Genomic DNA, 15,625 nt, shown 5'->3' with positions numbered 1-15,625 from the left:
ACTCAACCAGCTGTCAACGCACGATTTGATGTCGAACAGGACGCCCGGAACCATCGCGACCGAGCACGGGCCTTGAAATCCGCAGGTGGCGTGTCATGATGCGTCCGAACGGCATGTCGGAAAACTGTGGAGAATGTCGGGAAACTGTTGGGAACTGGGTGATGCGATGCTCGCCGTCCAGCGACAGCAGACGATTCTGGAGCTCGTACGGCTGAACGGCGCCGTCAAGGTGGTCGACCTGGTGCGCGAGTTCGGCGTCTCGGACATCACGATCCGCCGCGACCTCGAGCTGCTGGCCGAGCGGGGACTGCTGGCCAAGGTGCACGGCGGCGCGACCGTCATCGGCGCCGGCTCGACCGACGAGCCCGGCTTCGCCGCCAAGTCGGTCCAGCAGGAGGACGAGAAGCTGGTCATCGCCCGCCGCGCCGCCGAGATGGTGTTCCCGGGCACCGCCGTGGCGCTCTCGGCCGGGACCACGACCTGGACGCTGGCTCACCAACTGGTGAACACGCCCGGCCTGACCGTGGTGACCAACTCGGTGCGGATCGCCGACGTCTTCCAGCACGGAGGGCGGCCGGACCAGACGGTGGTGCTGACGGGCGGCGTACGCACCCCCTCGGACGCGCTCGTCGGCCCGGTGGCGGTGGCCGCGATCCGGCTGCTCAACGTGGACATGCTGTTCCTGGGCGTGCACGGAATGACCACGCGGGCCGGGTTCACCACGCCGAACATGATGGAGGCCGAGACCGACCGCGCCCTGGTCGAGGCCGCGAGCAGCCTGGTCGTGCTGGCCGATCACACCAAGTGGGGGACCGTGGGCATCAGCACGATCGCCCGGCTCAGCGAGGCCGACGTGGTGATCTCCGACGGCGGGTTGCCCGAGACGGCCAGGACCGCGCTGTCCGAGCAGGCGGGCGAGCTGGTCATCGTTTGATCTTGACGAGGCCCGTATACCAATCCGATCACATGGTATGCGCCAAGCCAGAGTGATCCTACCTTTCTGCGGGATCAAGCCTTATGTTGGCAGGGCTTAGCTGTTACCCCTAGTAGTGGTCCTACCTATTCACACGCATCATTTCGCGCCCTTATCGAATGATCGGATGAGTGAGAAGGGTGGCACAGTGAACAAGCTGTTCGCGGCTGGGGCGATGACACTCGCCGTCGCGCTCGCGCTTAGTGCCTGCTCAAGCAATACGCCCAGTGGAAGCCAGTCCTCGGCGCCGGCCTCCGGGGGCAAGCAGAAGGTCTCCTTCCTGGTGTTCCCCTCGCCGAACCTGCCGGAGTCGTACTGGAAGGCCCAGGTCGATCTGGTGACCAAGGCCAATCCCGACCTGGAGGTCGAGCTGGTCGCCGCGCCTTCGGAGTCCGAGCGCAACGACTACGCCAAGCAGTTGGCCGCTTCGGGGCAGCTGCCCGACGTACAGATCGGCATGCAGGACCTGATCGCCCTGGAGCCGAGCCTGGCCACGTGGACGCCGGAAGAGCTCAAGGACTTCCTCTGCCCGACCTGCGGCGCGGTCAACGGGAAGATCCTCCAGTTGCCGACCAACACGCAGACGATCCCGAACGTCTACTACAGCAAGAAGCTCTTCCAGAAGGCCGGCATCGCCGAGCCGCCGAAGACCTACGCCGACCTGCTGGCCGACGCCGAGAAGCTGAAGGCCAAGGGCATCACCCCGTTCGTGTCCGGCGGCGTGTTCGTCACCTCCCAGCCGTGGACCGCCATCCTGGCCACGGACCTGTACGCCAAGGCGCCCGACTGGATGACCAAGCGGCGCAACGGCGAGGTGAAGTTCGCCACCGACCCGGCCATGAAGGCCGCCACGCAGAAGTTCACCGACCTGGCCGCCAAGGGCTACCTCGACAAGCGGCAGATCGGGCAGGACTACCCCAAGACCCAGGAGGCCTTCCTCGGCGGCAAGGGCGCGATGTACCCGATGGGCAGCTGGTTCGCCGCCGCGGCCGACGGCTCGCCCATGAAGGACGACATCGGGGTCTTCGCCTGGCCGAGCGACGACGGCGCCCTGCACATGCCGACCTTCACCGGCGGCGGGCTGTCCGTCAGCGCCACGGCCAAGAACATGGCCGCGGCCAAGAAGTTCGCGCTGGCCTTCCAGCTCACCAAGGAGAACCTGGACGCCTCGGTCAAGGCCGACGCGCTCTTCCCTGCGATCAAGGGCTACACGCCGCCGTCGGACACGGGCCCGGTGTTCAAGGCCGTCTACGACCTGTGGCAGAAGGCGCTGAACGAGAAGGCGACCGTCCCCGCGTTCAGCTGGGAGGCCGGAGACACGGCGATGCTGCCGGGCATGCAGGGCAAGTTCTGGTCCACGGCGCAGGACCTGGTCAGCGGCAAGAAGACGGTCGACCAGGCACTGGCCTTCCTCGACACCGAGTGGGAGAAGTCCGGCTGATCCGGCAGGGGCGGGCCGCCGTGCGCCCGCCCCTCGATCCGACCGGGATCCGATTCCGACCAGGAGGGGTCTGGCCTGATGGCCGCTGGCACCACCATCCACCATCACAAGCCCGGCCACGCGCAGGCCCGAGTACGCCGGCGACGGCCGGGCGGCAAAGGGGCCGGGCTGTGGCATTTCCTGTCGTTCGCCGCGCCCGGCACGCTCATCTACTTCTGCCTCGTCGTGCTGCCGATCACGCTCAGCTTCGGCTACAGCCTGACCGACCAGGCGTTGCTGCGGCCCAAGACGCACTTCGTCGGGCTGCGCAACTACCAGTTGCTCCTGCAGGACGAGACGTTCCTGCAGTCGCTGCGGGTGACCACGATCCTCACACTGATCGTCGTCATCGTGCCGAACGTCCTGGGCGTCGCCATCGCGGTGCTCCTCGACCGCCGCGGCTGGCTGTACAACGCGCTGCGCAGCGTCTTCTTCACCCCGATGGTGATCAGCTCCGTGGTCATCAGCGTCATCTGGACGCGTATCCTCGCCGACGACGGGCCGATCAACCAGGCGCTCAGGGCGCTGGGCGTCAGTGAGCCGCCGGGCTGGCTGTCCGACCCGGACATCGCGCTCTACTCGCTGTCGTCGATCGTCTGCTGGCAGATGCTCGGATTCTGCGTGGTCGTCTATCTGGCCGGGCTGCAGGGCGTACCCCAGGAGCTGGCCGAGGCGGCGGCGATCGACGGCGCGGGTCCGGTGCGCAGGTTCTGGAGCGTCACCTGGCCGCTGCTGGCGCCCGCGCTCACCATCAACACGGTCGTCCTGCTGATCTCCGCGTTCAAGATCTTCGACCACGTGAAGGTGATCACCAACGGCGGTCCCGGTACGGGGACCACCGCGAGCGTGGCGCTCGTCATCCTGAATGAGGGGTTCGTGGAGAATCGCACCGGCTACGCCTCGGCGGAGGCCGTCGTCATGCTGATCGTCATCGCGTTGCTGTCGGTGATCACGCTGCGCGTGCTGGGGCGCAGGGAAGTGCAGCTCTGATGCGCTCCACCGTGCCGTGGCTGCGCCCGCTGGTCGCGCTGGTCGTCGGCGGGGTGTTCTTCATCCCGTTGTACATCGCGCTGATCAACGTCTTCAAGGAGAGCCGTCAGGTCGCCAGTGGTGCCATGTCGCTGCCGATCCCGCCCACCTTCGACAACCTGACCCGGGTGCTGACCAGCCCGGACAGCCTCTTCTGGTCGTCACTGCGGACCAGCGTCCTGGTCACCTCACTGTCGATCATCATCCTGACGGTGCTGTCGGCGATGCTCGGCCACTACCTGGCCAGGCAGAACGCCTGGTGGTCCCGAGTGATCATGGTTCTGCTGCTGTGCGGGCTGATGATCCCGCCGCAGGTGATCCTGATCCCGATCACGCAGGTGCTCAAGGCGCTCGGGCTGATGTCGACGCTGCAGGGCCTCGTGCTCTTCAACGTCGGCTACTACGTGCCGTTCGGGGTCTTCGTCTTCTCTGGCTTCATGAAGGGCGTGCCGCGGGAGCTGGAGGAGGCCGCGGCCATCGACGGTGCGACGCGGTGGCAGACGTTCTGGAAGATCGTCTTCCCGCTGCTGCGCCCGGCGACGGCCAGCGTGCTGATCTTCCTCGGGGTGTGGATCTGGAACGACTTCCTCAACCCGCTGATCATCTATGGGCCGCGCGAGGGTACGACGATCATGACGGGCATCTACAAGTCGCTCGGGCAGTACGCGGCGGACTTCGGCGGGATGTTCGCGCTCATGTTCCTGGCCACGCTGCCGATCCTGGTGTTCTACCTGCTGCTGCAGAAGCAGTTCGTCAAGGGGCTCACGGGGGGTGCGACGAAGGGCTGACACGCGCACGGCCCCCGGCGTGGTGCCGGGGGCCGTGCGCGTGGCTGCTTAGTTGAGGTCGAGCTTGCGCTGGATGGCGACGAGGATGTGCATCATCTCCGTCTGGGTCTGCTGCATCGATGCCTGTCCGGCCTGGAGCCCGTCTATCGACGTCTGCATCGTCGCCTGTCGGGCCTGGAGCTCGTCTATCGACGCCTGCATGGTGGTGACCTTGGCGTCCAGGACGGTGACCTTGCCGTCCAGCGTCTTGACCCGGTCCGCGACGCCGTTGATGCGTTCGGTGAGTTGCTGGCCCATCTCCATCTGGTCGGCCCCTATCCGGACGAATTCGTTCTCGATGCTGCCGATGAAGCGCATGCCCGCTTCCTTGATGCTCACCCTTATCTCCCCTACCTTTGAAGGTAGGGACCGGGGATGTAACGGATCTCCGGTCCCGATTGCCTGTTCAGGCTAGCGGGGTGACGTCAAGAGCGTCCAGAGAATCCGGGACAACGAGTAACGATTTCTATACCCAGCGTAATCATTTGTACAGAGCGTCCACATCCTTGGCGAAGTCCCGCATCACCACGTTGCGCTTGATCTTCAGGGTCGGCGTCAGGTGCCCGCTGTCCTCGGTGATGTCCACATCCAGGACCGCGAACTTCTTGATCTGCTCCGCCTTCGACACCGTCAGATTGGCCGTGTCCACGGCCTTCTGGACCTCCGCCAGCACGCGCGAATCCCTGCACAGCTCACTCAGCGTAGCCGCCGGCAGACCGTTGACCGACTTCCAGTGGTCCAGCGCCTCCGGGTCCAGGGTGATCAGCGTCGCCACGAACGGCCGCCCGTCGCCGACGACCATGGCCTGGGAGATCAGCGGGTGCGCCCGCAGCGCGTCCTCCAGCGGGGCGGGGGCGACGTTCTTGCCCGCCGCCGTCACCAGGATCTCCTTCTTGCGTCCCGTGATGCGCAGGTAGCCGTCGGCGTCGAGCTCGCCCACGTCGCCCGTGTGGTACCAGCCGTCGGCGTCGATCGCCTCGGCCGTCGCCTGGTCGTTGTGCCAGTAGCCGAGGAAGACGTGGCGGCCCTTGGCCAGGATCTCGCCGTCGTCGGCGATGCGGATCGACACGCCGGGCAGCGGCTTGCCGACGGTGCCGATCTTGTTGGCGCCCGGCATGTTGACCGAGCAGGGCGCCGAGGTCTCGGTCAGGCCGTAGCCCTCGAACACCTCGATGCCGACGCCCCTGAAGAAGTGGCCGAGCCGGTCGCCGAGGGCCGAGCCGCCGCACACCGCCGCCGTCAACCGGCCGCCCGTGGCCGTGCGCAGCTTGCCGTACACCAGCCGGTCGAACAGGGCGTGCCGCAGGCGCAGGCCCAGGCCGGCGCCGCCGGAGCTCTCGGCCTTGCTCCACGCCACGGCGGTGTCGGCGGCGCGGGCGAAGATCGCGCCCTTGCCGCCGGCGATGGCCCGCTGCTCGGCTCCGTTGTAGACCTTCTCGAACACGCGGGGCACGCCGAGCAGGAACGTCGGCTGGAACTCGGCCAGGTCCGGGGCCACGTTCTTCATGTTCGGGGTGTGGGCCAGGATCGCGCCCGCCTCGATGATGGCGACCTGGATCATGCGGGCGAAGATGTGCGCGAGCGGCAGGAACAGCAGCGCCGCCGGCGACTTGCCGACGAAGAGCGCCTCCAGGGGGCCCGCCACCACGTTGCGGGCGGTGAACAGCAGGTTGTCGTGCGTGATCCGGCAGCCCTTGGGCCGGCCGGTGGTGCCGGAGGTGTAGACGACCGTGGCCAGGTCGGCCGAGCCGACCCCGGCGCGCCGCTCCTCGAAGGCGGCGTCCGTCACCCCGGAGCCGTCGAGGGTCTCGTCGACGCGCCAGATCGGCTTCAGGCCGGGCGCGGCCTCGCGCACGGTCTCCTCGTGCGCGTCGAGCTCGACGAACACCGCCTTGGCCTCACTGTCGGACAGGATCCACTTGACCTGCTCGACAGCCGACGTCTCGTAGATCGGCACGGTGACCGCGCCGATCGACCAGATCGCGTAGTCGATCAGCGTCCACTCGTAGCGGGTGCGCGACATGAGCGCGACCCGGTCACCTTGCTCGATGCCCGCCGCGATCAGCGCCTTGGCCAGCTCGACCACCTGGTCGCGGAACTCGGAGGCGGTGACGGCGGGCCAGCCGCCGTCCTGCTTGCGCCGCATGACGACGGCGCCGGGCTCCTGTTCGGCCCGCCTGAAGACCGTGTCGGGCAGGCTCGCGGAGGCAGGTACGTCTACCAGCACCGGGACGCTGTACTCGCGCACGAATCAACTCCTGTTCAGGGGGACCGCCTGGACGCTATCGCGTTGAATTACCCACCGGTAGGGGTCATTCTCACGCTAGCAGCCGCTCTCATAGGATTTCCCGCATGAGGGTCCATGTCATCAGCGACGTACACGGCAGGGCGGACGCGCTGGCCGGCGCGGGGGCGGGGGCCGACGCGCTGATCTGTCTCGGTGATCTGATCCTCTTCATCGACTACGACGACCACGCGCAGGGCATCTTCGCGGACCTGTTCGGCGCCGAGCGGGCCGCGGAGTTCATCGCGCTGCGCACGGCCAAGCGTTTCGACGAGGCCAGAGCCATGTCGGCGCGGCTGTGGTCCACCCTCGACGGCGACCCGCGCGAGCACATCGAGCGCAACGTACGCGCCCAGTACAAAGAGCTCTTCGCGGCCATGCCCGCGCCGGCCTACCTCACCTACGGCAACGTCGACATCCCGCGCCTGTGGTCCGACTACCTCCAGGACGGCCACCAGGTGCTCGACGGCCAGAGCGTGGAGATCGGCGGCTGGCGGTTCGGCTTCGTCGGCGGCGGGCTCAAGACCACCTACCGCACGCCGTACGAGATCAGTGACGAGGAGTTCGCCGCCAAGGTCGAGGCGGTGGGCGAGGTCGACGTGCTGTGCTGTCACATCCCGCCCGCGGTGCCCGAGCTGCTGTACGACGTGGTGGCCAGGCGCTTCGAGCGCGGCAGCGAGGCGACGCTGGCGGCGATCAGGCGGACGCAGCCGCGCTACGCCCTGTTCGGGCATGTGCACCAGCCACTTCACCGGCGCACCCGTATCGGGCGCACCGAGTGCGTGAACGTGGGTCATTTCCGGGGAAAGGGGGTTCCGTTCATCCTCGAATGGTGACCATACCGGTACGGTGGTCGCATGGCTGATCGCACCACTTCGAGCATCACCGTCGGCGCCGACCGGGCCGCCGTGATGGCCGTCATCGCCGACTTCGCGGCCTACCCCGAATGGGCGGGTCAGGTGAAGGAGGCGGAGGTCCTCAGCACCGGGGCCGACGGCAGGCCGGAGACGGTGCGGTTCGTCCTTGACGCCGGAGTGATCAGCGACGCCTACACCCTCGGCTACACCTGGCAGGACGACGAGAGCGTCCGCTGGCAGGTCGTCGAGCCGGGCAAGATGCTCGCCGAGCTCGCGGGGAGTTACCAGCTGGCCGAGACGGGCACCGGCACCGAGGTGACGTACGAGCTCTCGGCCGACCTCAAGGTCCCCATGATCGGCATGATCAAGCGCAAGGCGGAGAAGGTCATCGTGGACACCGCGCTCAAGGGCCTCAAGAAGCGCGTCGAAGGGCGCTGAGGTGAGCCCGCGAGTTCTGCTCTTCACCGGCAAGGGCGGTGTGGGCAAGACCACCGCCGCCGCGGCGACCGCCACGCTCGCCGCCAAGCGCGGCATGAAGACGCTGATCGTCTCCACCGACACCGCCCACTCGCTGGCCGACGCGCTCGGCGTCGAGCCGGGCGAGGTCGCGCCGGGGCTGCACCTGCACCAGGTCGACACCCAGAAGACGCTGGAACGCCACTGGGGCGAGCTGCAGGACTACGCCAGAGGGCTGCTCACCGAGCTGGGCCTGGACGAGATCACCTCCGAGGAGATCACCATCCTGCCCGGCGCCGAGGAGATCATCGCCCTCCTGGAGCTGCGCGAGCACGCCCGCGAGGGCCGCTGGGACGTCATCGTCGTCGACTGCGCCCCCACCGCCGAGACCCTGCGCCTGCTGGCCCTGCCCGAGGCGCTCGACTGGCACATGACCAGGCTGATGCCGGTCGGCCGCAAGATCATGAAGATCGTCTCGCCGTTCGTGCGCAGCGTCGCCCGCGTCAGCGCGCCCGGCGAGGAGGTCATGAGCGCGGGGGAGCGCTTCCACCGGGGCCTGCTGGAGGTGCGCGAGCTGCTCACCGGCGACAACGCCTCGGTGCGCCTGGTGTTCACGCCGGAGGCCGTGGTGCTCGCCGAGGCCAGGCGCACCCTCACCTCGCTCAACCTGTACGGCTACCGCGTCGACGCGGTCATCGCCAACCGGGTCTTCCCCGCCGAGGGCGCCGACGAGTGGCGCGCCCAGTGGGTGGCGGCCCAGTCCAAGCTCCTGGCCGAGGCTGAGGAGTCGTTCGCGCCGCTGCCCATCCACGCCGTGCCCTACCTTCCGGCCGAGCCGGTCGGCAAGGACGCGCTGGCCCGGGTGGGCGGGGCGATCTACGGCGAGGTGGACCCGTTCGCCGCCCCGGAGGTGGAGCCGCCGCTGAGGCTGTCCGCCGACGAGCTGACTTTGGCCCTGCCGGGCGCCGACCGGACCGAGGTGGACCTGGCCCGCAAGGGCGACGAGCTGATCATCACCGCCGGCCCCTACCGGAGGATCCTGGCCCTGCCGGCGGCGCTGGCCCGCAGACGGATCAGCGGAGCGGCGCTCCGCGACGGCCTGCTCCGGGTACGGTTCACAGCAGGAGGGCCAGATGACTGAGAGCAACAGAGACCCGATCGGCACCGTCACGGACGAGGCGCGCAAGCTCTTCGACACCATCCAGGGGCGGGCCACCCGCCAGGTCGGCAGGACCGTGCTCAACTCGTTCACCGGGGGCGGCGGCGGGCAGAGGGACAGGGACGTGTGGAGCGAGGCGGTGTCCGAGCCCCACGACGAGTACATTTGCCGCGCCTGCCCGGTCTGCCGGGCCATCGCGGCGCAGCGGGAGTCCGGCAACGACGTGGCCGGGCACCTGGTGGCGGCCGGCGGTGAGCTGTTCGCCGCGTTCCGCCAGACGATCGACGCGCTGAGCAGGCCGGCCCCTCGCAGGCCACGCGACGATCAGAGTGGCGAGCGCGGTCGCGACAACGTTGAACATATTGATCTGGGTTAGACCTGATTTGGGATAGTCCAGGTTTGGAATAAAGGAGACACAGGGGCATGCTCACGATCGGTGTGGACATCGGCGGCACCAAGGTCGCCGCGGGCGTGGTCGACGACGACGGCGAGATCATCGCCCACACGCTCAAGCCCACCCCGGCCGACCAGCCCGAGCAGGTCGCCGCGACGGTGGCCGAGGTCGTGCGCGAGCTCGCCCAAGGCAGGGAGATCGAGGCCGTCGGCGTCGGCGCGGCCGGGTTCGTCGACGAGACCCGGTCGGTCGTCCGGTTCGCACCCAACCTGGCCTGGCGCGAGGAGCCCCTGCAGAAGAAGATCAGCGGGCTGGTCGGACTGCCGGTCGTCGTCGAGAACGACGCCAACGCCATGGCCTGGGGCGAGACCAAGTTCGGCGCGGGGCGCGGTCAGTCCCACGTCGTCTGCATCACGGTCGGCACCGGCATCGGCGGCGGCCTGGTCTTCGATGGCAAGCTGTTCAGGGGTCACTGGGGCATGGGGGCCGAGCTCGGCCACATGCAGGTGGTGCCCGAGGGCCGGCTGTGCGGGTGCGGCCAGCTCGGCTGCTGGGAGCAGTACGCCAGCGGCAACGCCCTGGTCATCGAGGCCAGGCAGATCTCCACCGCCCAGCCGGAGCGGGCCCAGATCCTGCTCGGCCTGGCCGGTGGCAAGATCGAGGGCGAGGAGGTCACCGAGGCGGCCAAGCTGGGCGACGAGGCCTCCCTCGCCGCCTTCGCCAGCCTCGCCGACTGGCTCGGCCAGGGCATGGCCGACCTGGCCGCGATCCTCGACCCGGGCTGCTTCATCGTGGGCGGCGGCGTCTCCCGCGCGGCCGATCTCTTCCTCGACCGGGCCCGCGAGACCTTCGCCCGCCAGCTCACCGGCAAGGGGCACCGGCCGCTGGCCGAGATCCGGCTGGCCGAGCTGGGCGCCGCCGCCGGGGTCGTCGGCGCGGCCGACCTCGCCAGGATGCGCTGACCGGATTCGTTCGCGATGGCGCGCGTGGCCACGTACAACGTCCGCGGGCTGCGTGACAGCGTGCCCGCGCTGGTCCGGGTGATCGAGTCGATGCGGGCCGACATCCTGTGCCTCCAGGAGGTCCCGCGCTTCCTCAACTGGCGCGGCCGGCGGCGCGAGCTGGCCGAGGCGTGCGGCCTGCGGGTGGTGGCCGGGGGCCGGCTCGGCGGCGTGGCGGTGTTCGCCCGCCCCGGGATCGAGGTGCTGGCGGCCGAGCACCACCGGCTGAAGGTGTTCGTCGGCCTGGAGGTCCGGGGGCTCGCCGTCGCGGTCCTGCGGGTCGAGGGGGTGCCGCTGGCCGTCGGCTCGATCCATCTCGATCTCCACGGCGCGGCCAGGCTGCGGCACGCGTACGAGGCCATGACGCTGATGGAGCGTACGGCGGCCGCGTACGGCGCCGCCATCGTGATCGGCGGCGACCTCAACGAGCAGGAGACCGAGCCCACCTGGCGCTATCTGGCCGGGCGGCTCACCGACTGCCGGGCGGCCGCGCCCCGGGGCGACGGGCTGACCTTCCCCGCCCGGCGGCCACGCGAGCGCATCGACGCGGTGTTCGCGGCGCCCGAGCTGGCGGTCGTCTCCTGCGGCGGCGCGGAGGCCGCCGAGGCCGATCTGGCGGCCGCGACCGACCACCTGCCGGTACTCGCCGAGCTGCTAGTCAGGCCCTAACGGGGCGGGGAGGTCCGCGAACCCGTAGCATTTGCTCATGACCCGTCGCTATCAGCGGCGTGCGCTCACCCTGATCTTGGCGACGTCCGTGGCCTTGTCGCAGGTCACGCCCGCCGCGCATGCCGATCCCCGCCCCGCCACCATTGAGGCGTGGCAGCAGTCGACGAGCGTCCGCCTGGACGCCGACGGCTCGCTTTCCGACGTTACCGCGCTCTCGTCAGGCGATGTCTGGGCCGTCGGCCAGCAGGAGATCTGGGACGTCTGGAAGAACCGCGGCACGGTCCGCCACTGGAACGGCTCCAGCTGGTCCGAGGTGACCCTGCGCGACGCCACCGGGGCCGGCAACCTGCGCGGCGTGGCCGCCACCTCTCCGTCCGACGTGTGGGCCGTGGGCGACGGCCACGACGGTCTGCCCTACCTCGCCCACGGAGACACCGGCGGCTTCGACCGGGTCAGGGCGCAGGGGATGCGCGGGGGCGACTGGCTCGGCGGCATCGACGCCCGTCCGGGGCGCGTCGTGACCGTCGGCAGCCGCGACAACTCCTGGCTCATCCTCACCGGCCAGGGCGGCGAGTGGACCACCCAGGAGTCCCCCAGGGACAAGGACGGAAAGGTCCTGGAGCCGGGCGCGCTCTACGGTGTGTCCAACGGGTTCGCCGTCGGCGACACCGGCAAGGCGCCGTTGATCATGCACCTGTCGGGCGCCACCTGGAAGCCCATGCGCGTGCCCGACATTCCCGGCGGCTACCTGCGCGACATCCAGGTCGACGGCCCCAAGCGGGCGCTGGCCGTGGGCGGGGTCTACCGCAGCGACGGCGAGGTCGACCCGCTCGTCATGTCGTGGAACGGCAAGCGCTGGAAGCGCGAGGATCTGCCCGAGACCGAGTCGCGTCTCTACGGGGTAACCGGCGACGGCAAGGGCCGCTTCTGGATCTCCGGCTTCGACCCGTCGCGGGCAGCCGAGCCGTTCATGATGCGCTGCGAGAAGAGCGACTGCGAGATCATCCGGGGCGGCGCCGCGAAGGGCAAGGACAGCGTGCGGTTGCAGGCGGTCACCTACCTCGCGGGCAAGGGCGACGTCTGGGCGGTCGGTCACGCCGTGGACGCCCGCGAGCGCTACACGGACGTGGTGGAGCTGTTCGGGCCCAGAGAGCCTTCGCTGAAGGACTCCTAGCCGGTCGCCGAAGGACTCCTGGCCGGTCCCAGAACAGGGCCGGCCGGTCCCAGAGCACGGCCCGCCGGGCTCAGAGCACGGCGCCGTCGTCCCAGCCGTCGTTGGGCGGGCCGTCGCCCATCCGCACCACCAGCGCCACGAAGCCGCCGATGAACGCGGCCACGGCGGTGAAGAGCGCCCAGCCCTCCATCTGCCAGTTGGCCATCGCGGCGATCAGCAGATAGGCGGGGCCGCCGAACAACGCCACCCAGGCGAGCTTGGTCGGCAGGTCGAGCTTGGGCAGCGGGGGCGGCGGCGGGGGCACGAAGCGCTCCTCGCCGTCCTCATCCTCGTCGAGGTCCTCGTCGCCCTGCTCCGCCTCCATGTCGGCGTCCTCGTCGACCGCGGGTTTGACCACCCGGGCGACGGGCTCGGCCGGTACGTTCTCGCTGTCCGGCCATGGCTGGTCGGCCGAGTCGCGCTCGGCTGTGTCGTTGAAGGACGCGACGATCTGCCGCCAGACCTCGTCCTCGTCACTCTGGGGCGTCACCTAGATCGGCCTCTCCGCAGCGATCGCGACTTCCCCCTGGGTGCGATCAGTCCCTCTGCAAGGGTACCGAGGCATGTGTCCGGATGAAGTCGAGGCTCCCGGCAAAGATCTTGTCGGCATCGTTGTCCAGCGTCGCAACATGGTAGCTATCGGTAAGCTCCTCGATCGTGGCCTGCGGTACGTTCTGGCGAATGATCTCCACGCTCCTCGGTTTCACCACATGGTCCTCGGTGCTGTGGAAGACCAGCAGCGGCTGCGTCACCTTCGCCAGGTCGGCCTGGACCAGCGACCACAGGCCGGGCAGCGAGGCGGCCGCCTTCACCGGCGTGCGCGCGTAGGCCAGCTCGGTCACGCCCGGCTTCTTGACGTCGTTGGCCACCCCCGGCACCGACGGCAGGAACCACTTGAGCACCGGGGCCAGCATAAGCAGCGGCACGTCGCGCACGATCGACGGGTTGACCACGACGACGCCGCTGATCGCGTCCCCGTGCACCTCGGCCAGCCGCAGCGCCAGGCAGCCGCCCAGCGACAGCCCCGCCACGAACACGTTGGCGCAGCGGCCCTGGAGGTCCTCGAACGCCTTCTCCACCTCGGCGTACCAATCGTCCCAGCGGGTGCGGTTCATCTCCTGCCAGGTGGTGCCATGTCCGGGCTGGCGGGGGAGGGAGACGCTCACCCCCTGCCCGGCGAGATACTCGCCCCAAGGCCGTAGCGACTGCGGGGTGCCGGTGAAGCCATGGCACAGCAGTACGCCGACCTGGCCTGCTTCATGGTGATAGGGCTCCGCGCCTGGCATGAGCGGCATAACAGCTCCTCGGTGGGATTTCATCCCTGAATTGCCCGATCGTCGCACGATCGAGGTGGATTGTGCGAGAGGTGAGGTAGGAGCATCGGTTCTGAGATGCGAAGATGACTTTGCTTACAGATCTCGCTGTGGGGAAGAGGTGGCCGGGTGTTCTACTGGGTGGTCAAGGCCATCTTGGGGCCGATCCTCCGCGTCGTCTTCCGGCCGTGGGCGGAAGGTGTGGAGAACGTGCCCAGGCAGGGGCCGGTCATTCTGGCCGGAAACCACCTGTCGTTCGCCGACCACTTCTTCGGGCCCTTGCATCTGCGCCGCAAGGTCATCTCGCTCGGCAAGTCCGACTACTTCACCGGGCGCGGCGTCAAGGGCTTCTTCACCCGGCTGTTCTTCAGCGGCGTCGGCACCGTGCCGATCGACCGCTCGGGCGGCAAGGCCAGCGAGGCCGCGCTGCGCACCGGCATGCGGGTGCTGCGCGAGGGCAACGTCCTGGGCATCTACCCGGAGGGCACCCGCTCACCCGACGGCCGCCTGTACAAGGGCAAGACGGGCGTCGCCCGCCTGGCCCTCATGTCGCGGGTGCCGGTGATCCCGTGGGCCATGGTCCACACCTTCGAGATGATGCCCCCCGGCCACCCGCTGCCCAAGCTCGGGATCCGGCCCGGGGTCCGCTTCGGCAAGCCGCTCGACTTCTCCCGCTATTACGGGATGGAGGAGGACCGGCTGGTGCTGCGGGCCGTGACCGACGAGATCATGTACGCGCTCATGGAGCTGTCGGAGCAGGAGTACGTCGACAAGTACGCCGCCAGCGCCAAGGTCGAGATGGAGCGCGCGGCCCGGGCCGCCAAGGGCTGACCACCGTTCATCGCGGTGATCGCCCTGGTGCCTGCCCGGTCTCCGAGCCCGGCGGAGGTCACTGCCGGAGTGCCTGCTCCGTCTTGCGCATGGCGGTGGTCATCGTCTCCAGCTCGCCGCGGGTCATCCGGTCGATGAGGAAGGCCCGGACGACCTCCACGTGGCCGGGGGCGACGCGCTCAAGGCAGCGGACGCCCGCCTCGGTGAGCACGGCCAGCACACCGCGCTCGTCTGACGGGCAGGTGGTCCGCTCGACCAGGCCCGCCTTCTCCAGCTGCCCGATCTGGTAGGTCAGCGCGGACTTCGACACCACGACGCCTCTGGCCAGCTCCGTCATGCGCATCTGGCGGCCGGGGGCGTCGGCCAGGCGCGCCAGCACCTCGTACTGCGGGTGGGTCAGCCCGGCCGCGGCCTTGAGCTGCTCTTCGATGCGCCGCTCCAGCAGGTGGGAGGTGGACAGGAAGGCGCGCCAGGCCGCCATCTCCGTCTCGTCGAGCCACGCGGTGTCCGTCACGGCGTCCAGTGTACTTGTTGTTCAGATTTGAACTTCCGGGTAGAGTGCTGGTTCAAATCTGAACTACTGCCTTTTGGAGAGCGCATGCTTGACCAGTCACGTTCCGTAGCCATCCTGGTCGCCCGAGTGGCCGTCGGCGTGATCTTCCTGGTGCACGGCTACCAGAAGTTCGCCATGATGGGGATCGCCGGGACCACCAAGTTCTTCGAGTCGGCCGGGATCCCGCTGGCCGCGGCCGCCGCCCCGGCGGTGGCGGTGCTGGAGGTCGCGGGCGGCCTGGCGCTGATCCTCGGTGTGGCGCTGCCCGTCGTGGGGACGCTGCTGGCGCTCGACATGGCGGGCGCGATCCTGTTCGTCCATGGGGCCAACGGGTTCGGGGTGGACAAGGGCGGCTTCGAGTTCGTGCTGTCGCTGGCGGCGGGCGCGCTGGCCGTCGGCTTCAGCGGAGGCGGCGCACTCGCCCTCGACCGCGTGCTGTCCTCCCGCCGCCGCACCCCTGAGAACGTCGCGGCCTGACCGCCGTCACCTGACCGCCGTCGGCGGGCCTCCGCCACCAGACCCCCGCCACCTGATCTCCGTCGCCGGAGCGCTGTCGGCGGGCCTTCGTGGCGCGGTGCTCAGGGCG

The 15,625-nt window shown here is 69.2% G+C and carries 18 protein-coding genes; 13 read left to right on the top strand and 5 right to left on the bottom strand.

Going from position 1 to position 15,625, the window contains the following annotated elements; all coding sequences use genetic code 11:
* Positions 1-166: 166 nt before the first annotated feature.
* From ACQP2T_RS40025 to ACQP2T_RS40010, 4 genes are all read left to right on the top strand, one after another.
* Positions 167-934 carry a DeoR/GlpR family DNA-binding transcription regulator gene (locus ACQP2T_RS40025; RefSeq protein ID WP_433510056.1) on the top strand — a complete coding sequence of 256 codons (768 nt, stop codon included), beginning with the start codon at positions 167-169 and terminating at the stop codon, positions 932-934.
* A 166-nt stretch (positions 935-1,100) separates the two neighbouring features.
* Positions 1,101-2,414, top strand: coding sequence for an ABC transporter substrate-binding protein (locus ACQP2T_RS40020; protein WP_433510055.1), 1,314 nt, complete (start codon positions 1,101-1,103; stop codon positions 2,412-2,414).
* Positions 2,415-2,492: 78 nt separating this feature from the next.
* Entirely contained in the window at positions 2,493-3,443 is a 951-nt protein-coding gene (locus ACQP2T_RS40015) for a carbohydrate ABC transporter permease (RefSeq protein ID WP_433510054.1), read from the top strand.
* On the top strand, positions 3,443-4,270 hold the full coding sequence (locus tag ACQP2T_RS40010; protein WP_433510053.1) for a carbohydrate ABC transporter permease: 828 nt from the start codon (positions 3,443-3,445) through the stop codon (positions 4,268-4,270). Before ACQP2T_RS40015 ends, ACQP2T_RS40010 begins: the two co-directional genes overlap by 1 nt.
* Before the next feature lie 48 nt (positions 4,271-4,318).
* Here the strand turns inward: ACQP2T_RS40010 and ACQP2T_RS40005 are convergent, their stop codons facing one another.
* Together ACQP2T_RS40005 and ACQP2T_RS40000 are read right to left on the bottom strand one after the other, a co-directional pair.
* Positions 4,319-4,648, bottom strand: coding sequence for a hypothetical protein (locus tag ACQP2T_RS40005; protein ID WP_433510052.1), 330 nt, complete (start codon positions 4,646-4,648; stop codon positions 4,319-4,321).
* Between the two features lie 142 nt (positions 4,649-4,790).
* Positions 4,791-6,557, bottom strand: coding sequence for an AMP-dependent synthetase/ligase (locus tag ACQP2T_RS40000; RefSeq protein ID WP_433510051.1), 1,767 nt, complete (start codon positions 6,555-6,557; stop codon positions 4,791-4,793).
* A gap of 104 nt (positions 6,558-6,661) precedes the next feature.
* On the opposite strand from ACQP2T_RS40000, the gene ACQP2T_RS39995 reads away from it, so the two are divergent.
* The 7 genes from ACQP2T_RS39995 to ACQP2T_RS39965 are packed head-to-tail and all read left to right on the top strand — an operon-like array spanning position 6,662 to position 12,303.
* Positions 6,662-7,429, top strand: coding sequence for a metallophosphoesterase family protein (locus ACQP2T_RS39995; RefSeq protein ID WP_433510050.1), 768 nt, complete (start codon positions 6,662-6,664; stop codon positions 7,427-7,429).
* A 21-nt stretch (positions 7,430-7,450) separates the two neighbouring features.
* Complete coding sequence (locus tag ACQP2T_RS39990; protein WP_433510049.1) at positions 7,451-7,888, top strand: SRPBCC family protein; 438 nt, start codon at positions 7,451-7,453, stop codon at positions 7,886-7,888.
* Position 7,889: 1 nt separating this feature from the next.
* Positions 7,890-9,047 (top strand): ArsA family ATPase, encoded by a 1,158-nt coding sequence (locus ACQP2T_RS39985; RefSeq protein WP_433510048.1) that lies wholly within the window; start codon positions 7,890-7,892, stop codon positions 9,045-9,047.
* A complete protein-coding gene (locus tag ACQP2T_RS39980; RefSeq protein WP_433510047.1) occupies positions 9,040-9,441 on the top strand; it encodes a hypothetical protein in 402 nt (133 codons plus the stop codon). Before ACQP2T_RS39985 ends, ACQP2T_RS39980 begins: the two co-directional genes overlap by 8 nt.
* A gap of 47 nt (positions 9,442-9,488) precedes the next feature.
* Complete coding sequence (locus tag ACQP2T_RS39975) at positions 9,489-10,421, top strand: ROK family glucokinase (RefSeq protein ID WP_433510046.1); 933 nt, start codon at positions 9,489-9,491, stop codon at positions 10,419-10,421.
* A gap of 15 nt (positions 10,422-10,436) precedes the next feature.
* The gene (locus ACQP2T_RS39970; RefSeq protein ID WP_433510045.1) at positions 10,437-11,129 is read left to right on the top strand and encodes an endonuclease/exonuclease/phosphatase family protein; all 693 of its coding nucleotides are present in this window, start codon (positions 10,437-10,439) and stop codon (positions 11,127-11,129) included.
* 37 nt (positions 11,130-11,166) lie between these two features.
* The gene (locus ACQP2T_RS39965) at positions 11,167-12,303 is read left to right on the top strand and encodes a hypothetical protein (RefSeq protein ID WP_433510044.1); all 1,137 of its coding nucleotides are present in this window, start codon (positions 11,167-11,169) and stop codon (positions 12,301-12,303) included.
* 70 nt (positions 12,304-12,373) lie between these two features.
* On the opposite strand, the gene ACQP2T_RS39960 is transcribed toward ACQP2T_RS39965, so the two are convergent.
* Entirely contained in the window at positions 12,374-12,832 is a 459-nt protein-coding gene (locus ACQP2T_RS39960; RefSeq protein WP_433510043.1) for a hypothetical protein, read from the bottom strand.
* A gap of 46 nt (positions 12,833-12,878) precedes the next feature.
* Positions 12,879-13,637: an alpha/beta hydrolase gene (locus ACQP2T_RS39955; RefSeq protein ID WP_433510042.1), complete on the bottom strand. Its 759-nt coding sequence runs from the start codon at positions 13,635-13,637 to the stop codon at positions 12,879-12,881.
* Positions 13,638-13,784: 147 nt separating this feature from the next.
* Here ACQP2T_RS39955 and ACQP2T_RS39950 point away from each other — a divergent pair, with 147 nt between their 5' ends.
* On the top strand, positions 13,785-14,486 hold the full coding sequence (locus ACQP2T_RS39950) for a lysophospholipid acyltransferase family protein (RefSeq protein WP_225298509.1): 702 nt from the start codon (positions 13,785-13,787) through the stop codon (positions 14,484-14,486).
* Between the two features lie 58 nt (positions 14,487-14,544).
* Here the strand turns inward: ACQP2T_RS39950 and ACQP2T_RS39945 are convergent, their stop codons facing one another.
* Positions 14,545-15,000, bottom strand: a complete 456-nt coding sequence (locus ACQP2T_RS39945) for a MarR family winged helix-turn-helix transcriptional regulator (protein WP_433510041.1) — start codon at positions 14,998-15,000, stop codon at positions 14,545-14,547.
* Between the two features lie 84 nt (positions 15,001-15,084).
* Between ACQP2T_RS39945 and ACQP2T_RS39940 the strand changes: the two genes are divergently transcribed.
* On the top strand, positions 15,085-15,516 hold the full coding sequence (locus ACQP2T_RS39940) for a DoxX family protein (protein ID WP_363989376.1): 432 nt from the start codon (positions 15,085-15,087) through the stop codon (positions 15,514-15,516).
* Positions 15,517-15,625 lie beyond the last annotated feature (109 nt).

The organism is Nonomuraea sp. CA-143628, assembly GCF_050942315.1.
In the GTDB taxonomy this organism is placed as follows: Bacteria; Actinomycetota; Actinomycetes; order Streptosporangiales; family Streptosporangiaceae; genus Nonomuraea.
This window is presented reverse-complemented; position numbering and strand designations above follow the sequence as displayed.

Bases quoted from the DNA above. Each gene is read 5' to 3' on its own strand.
- ACQP2T_RS40025 (WP_433510056.1), top strand. From the start codon at position 167: ATGCTCGCCGTCCAGCGACAGCAGACGATTCTGGAGCTCGTACGGCTG.
- ACQP2T_RS40020 (WP_433510055.1), top strand. From the start codon at position 1,101: ATGAGTGAGAAGGGTGGCACAGTGAACAAGCTGTTCGCGGCTGGGGCG.
- ACQP2T_RS40015 (WP_433510054.1), top strand. From the start codon at position 2,493: ATGGCCGCTGGCACCACCATCCACCATCACAAGCCCGGCCACGCGCAG.
- ACQP2T_RS40010 (WP_433510053.1), top strand. From the start codon at position 3,443: ATGCGCTCCACCGTGCCGTGGCTGCGCCCGCTGGTCGCGCTGGTCGTC.
- ACQP2T_RS39995 (WP_433510050.1), top strand. From the start codon at position 6,662: ATGAGGGTCCATGTCATCAGCGACGTACACGGCAGGGCGGACGCGCTG.
- ACQP2T_RS39990 (WP_433510049.1), top strand. From the start codon at position 7,451: ATGGCTGATCGCACCACTTCGAGCATCACCGTCGGCGCCGACCGGGCC.
- ACQP2T_RS39980 (WP_433510047.1), top strand. From the start codon at position 9,040: ATGACTGAGAGCAACAGAGACCCGATCGGCACCGTCACGGACGAGGCG.
- ACQP2T_RS39975 (WP_433510046.1), top strand. From the start codon at position 9,489: ATGCTCACGATCGGTGTGGACATCGGCGGCACCAAGGTCGCCGCGGGC.
- ACQP2T_RS39970 (WP_433510045.1), top strand. From the start codon at position 10,437: ATGGCGCGCGTGGCCACGTACAACGTCCGCGGGCTGCGTGACAGCGTG.
- ACQP2T_RS39965 (WP_433510044.1), top strand. From the start codon at position 11,167: ATGACCCGTCGCTATCAGCGGCGTGCGCTCACCCTGATCTTGGCGACG.
- ACQP2T_RS39955 (WP_433510042.1), bottom strand. From the start codon at position 13,637: ATGCCGCTCATGCCAGGCGCGGAGCCCTATCACCATGAAGCAGGCCAG.
- ACQP2T_RS39940 (WP_363989376.1), top strand. From the start codon at position 15,085: ATGCTTGACCAGTCACGTTCCGTAGCCATCCTGGTCGCCCGAGTGGCC.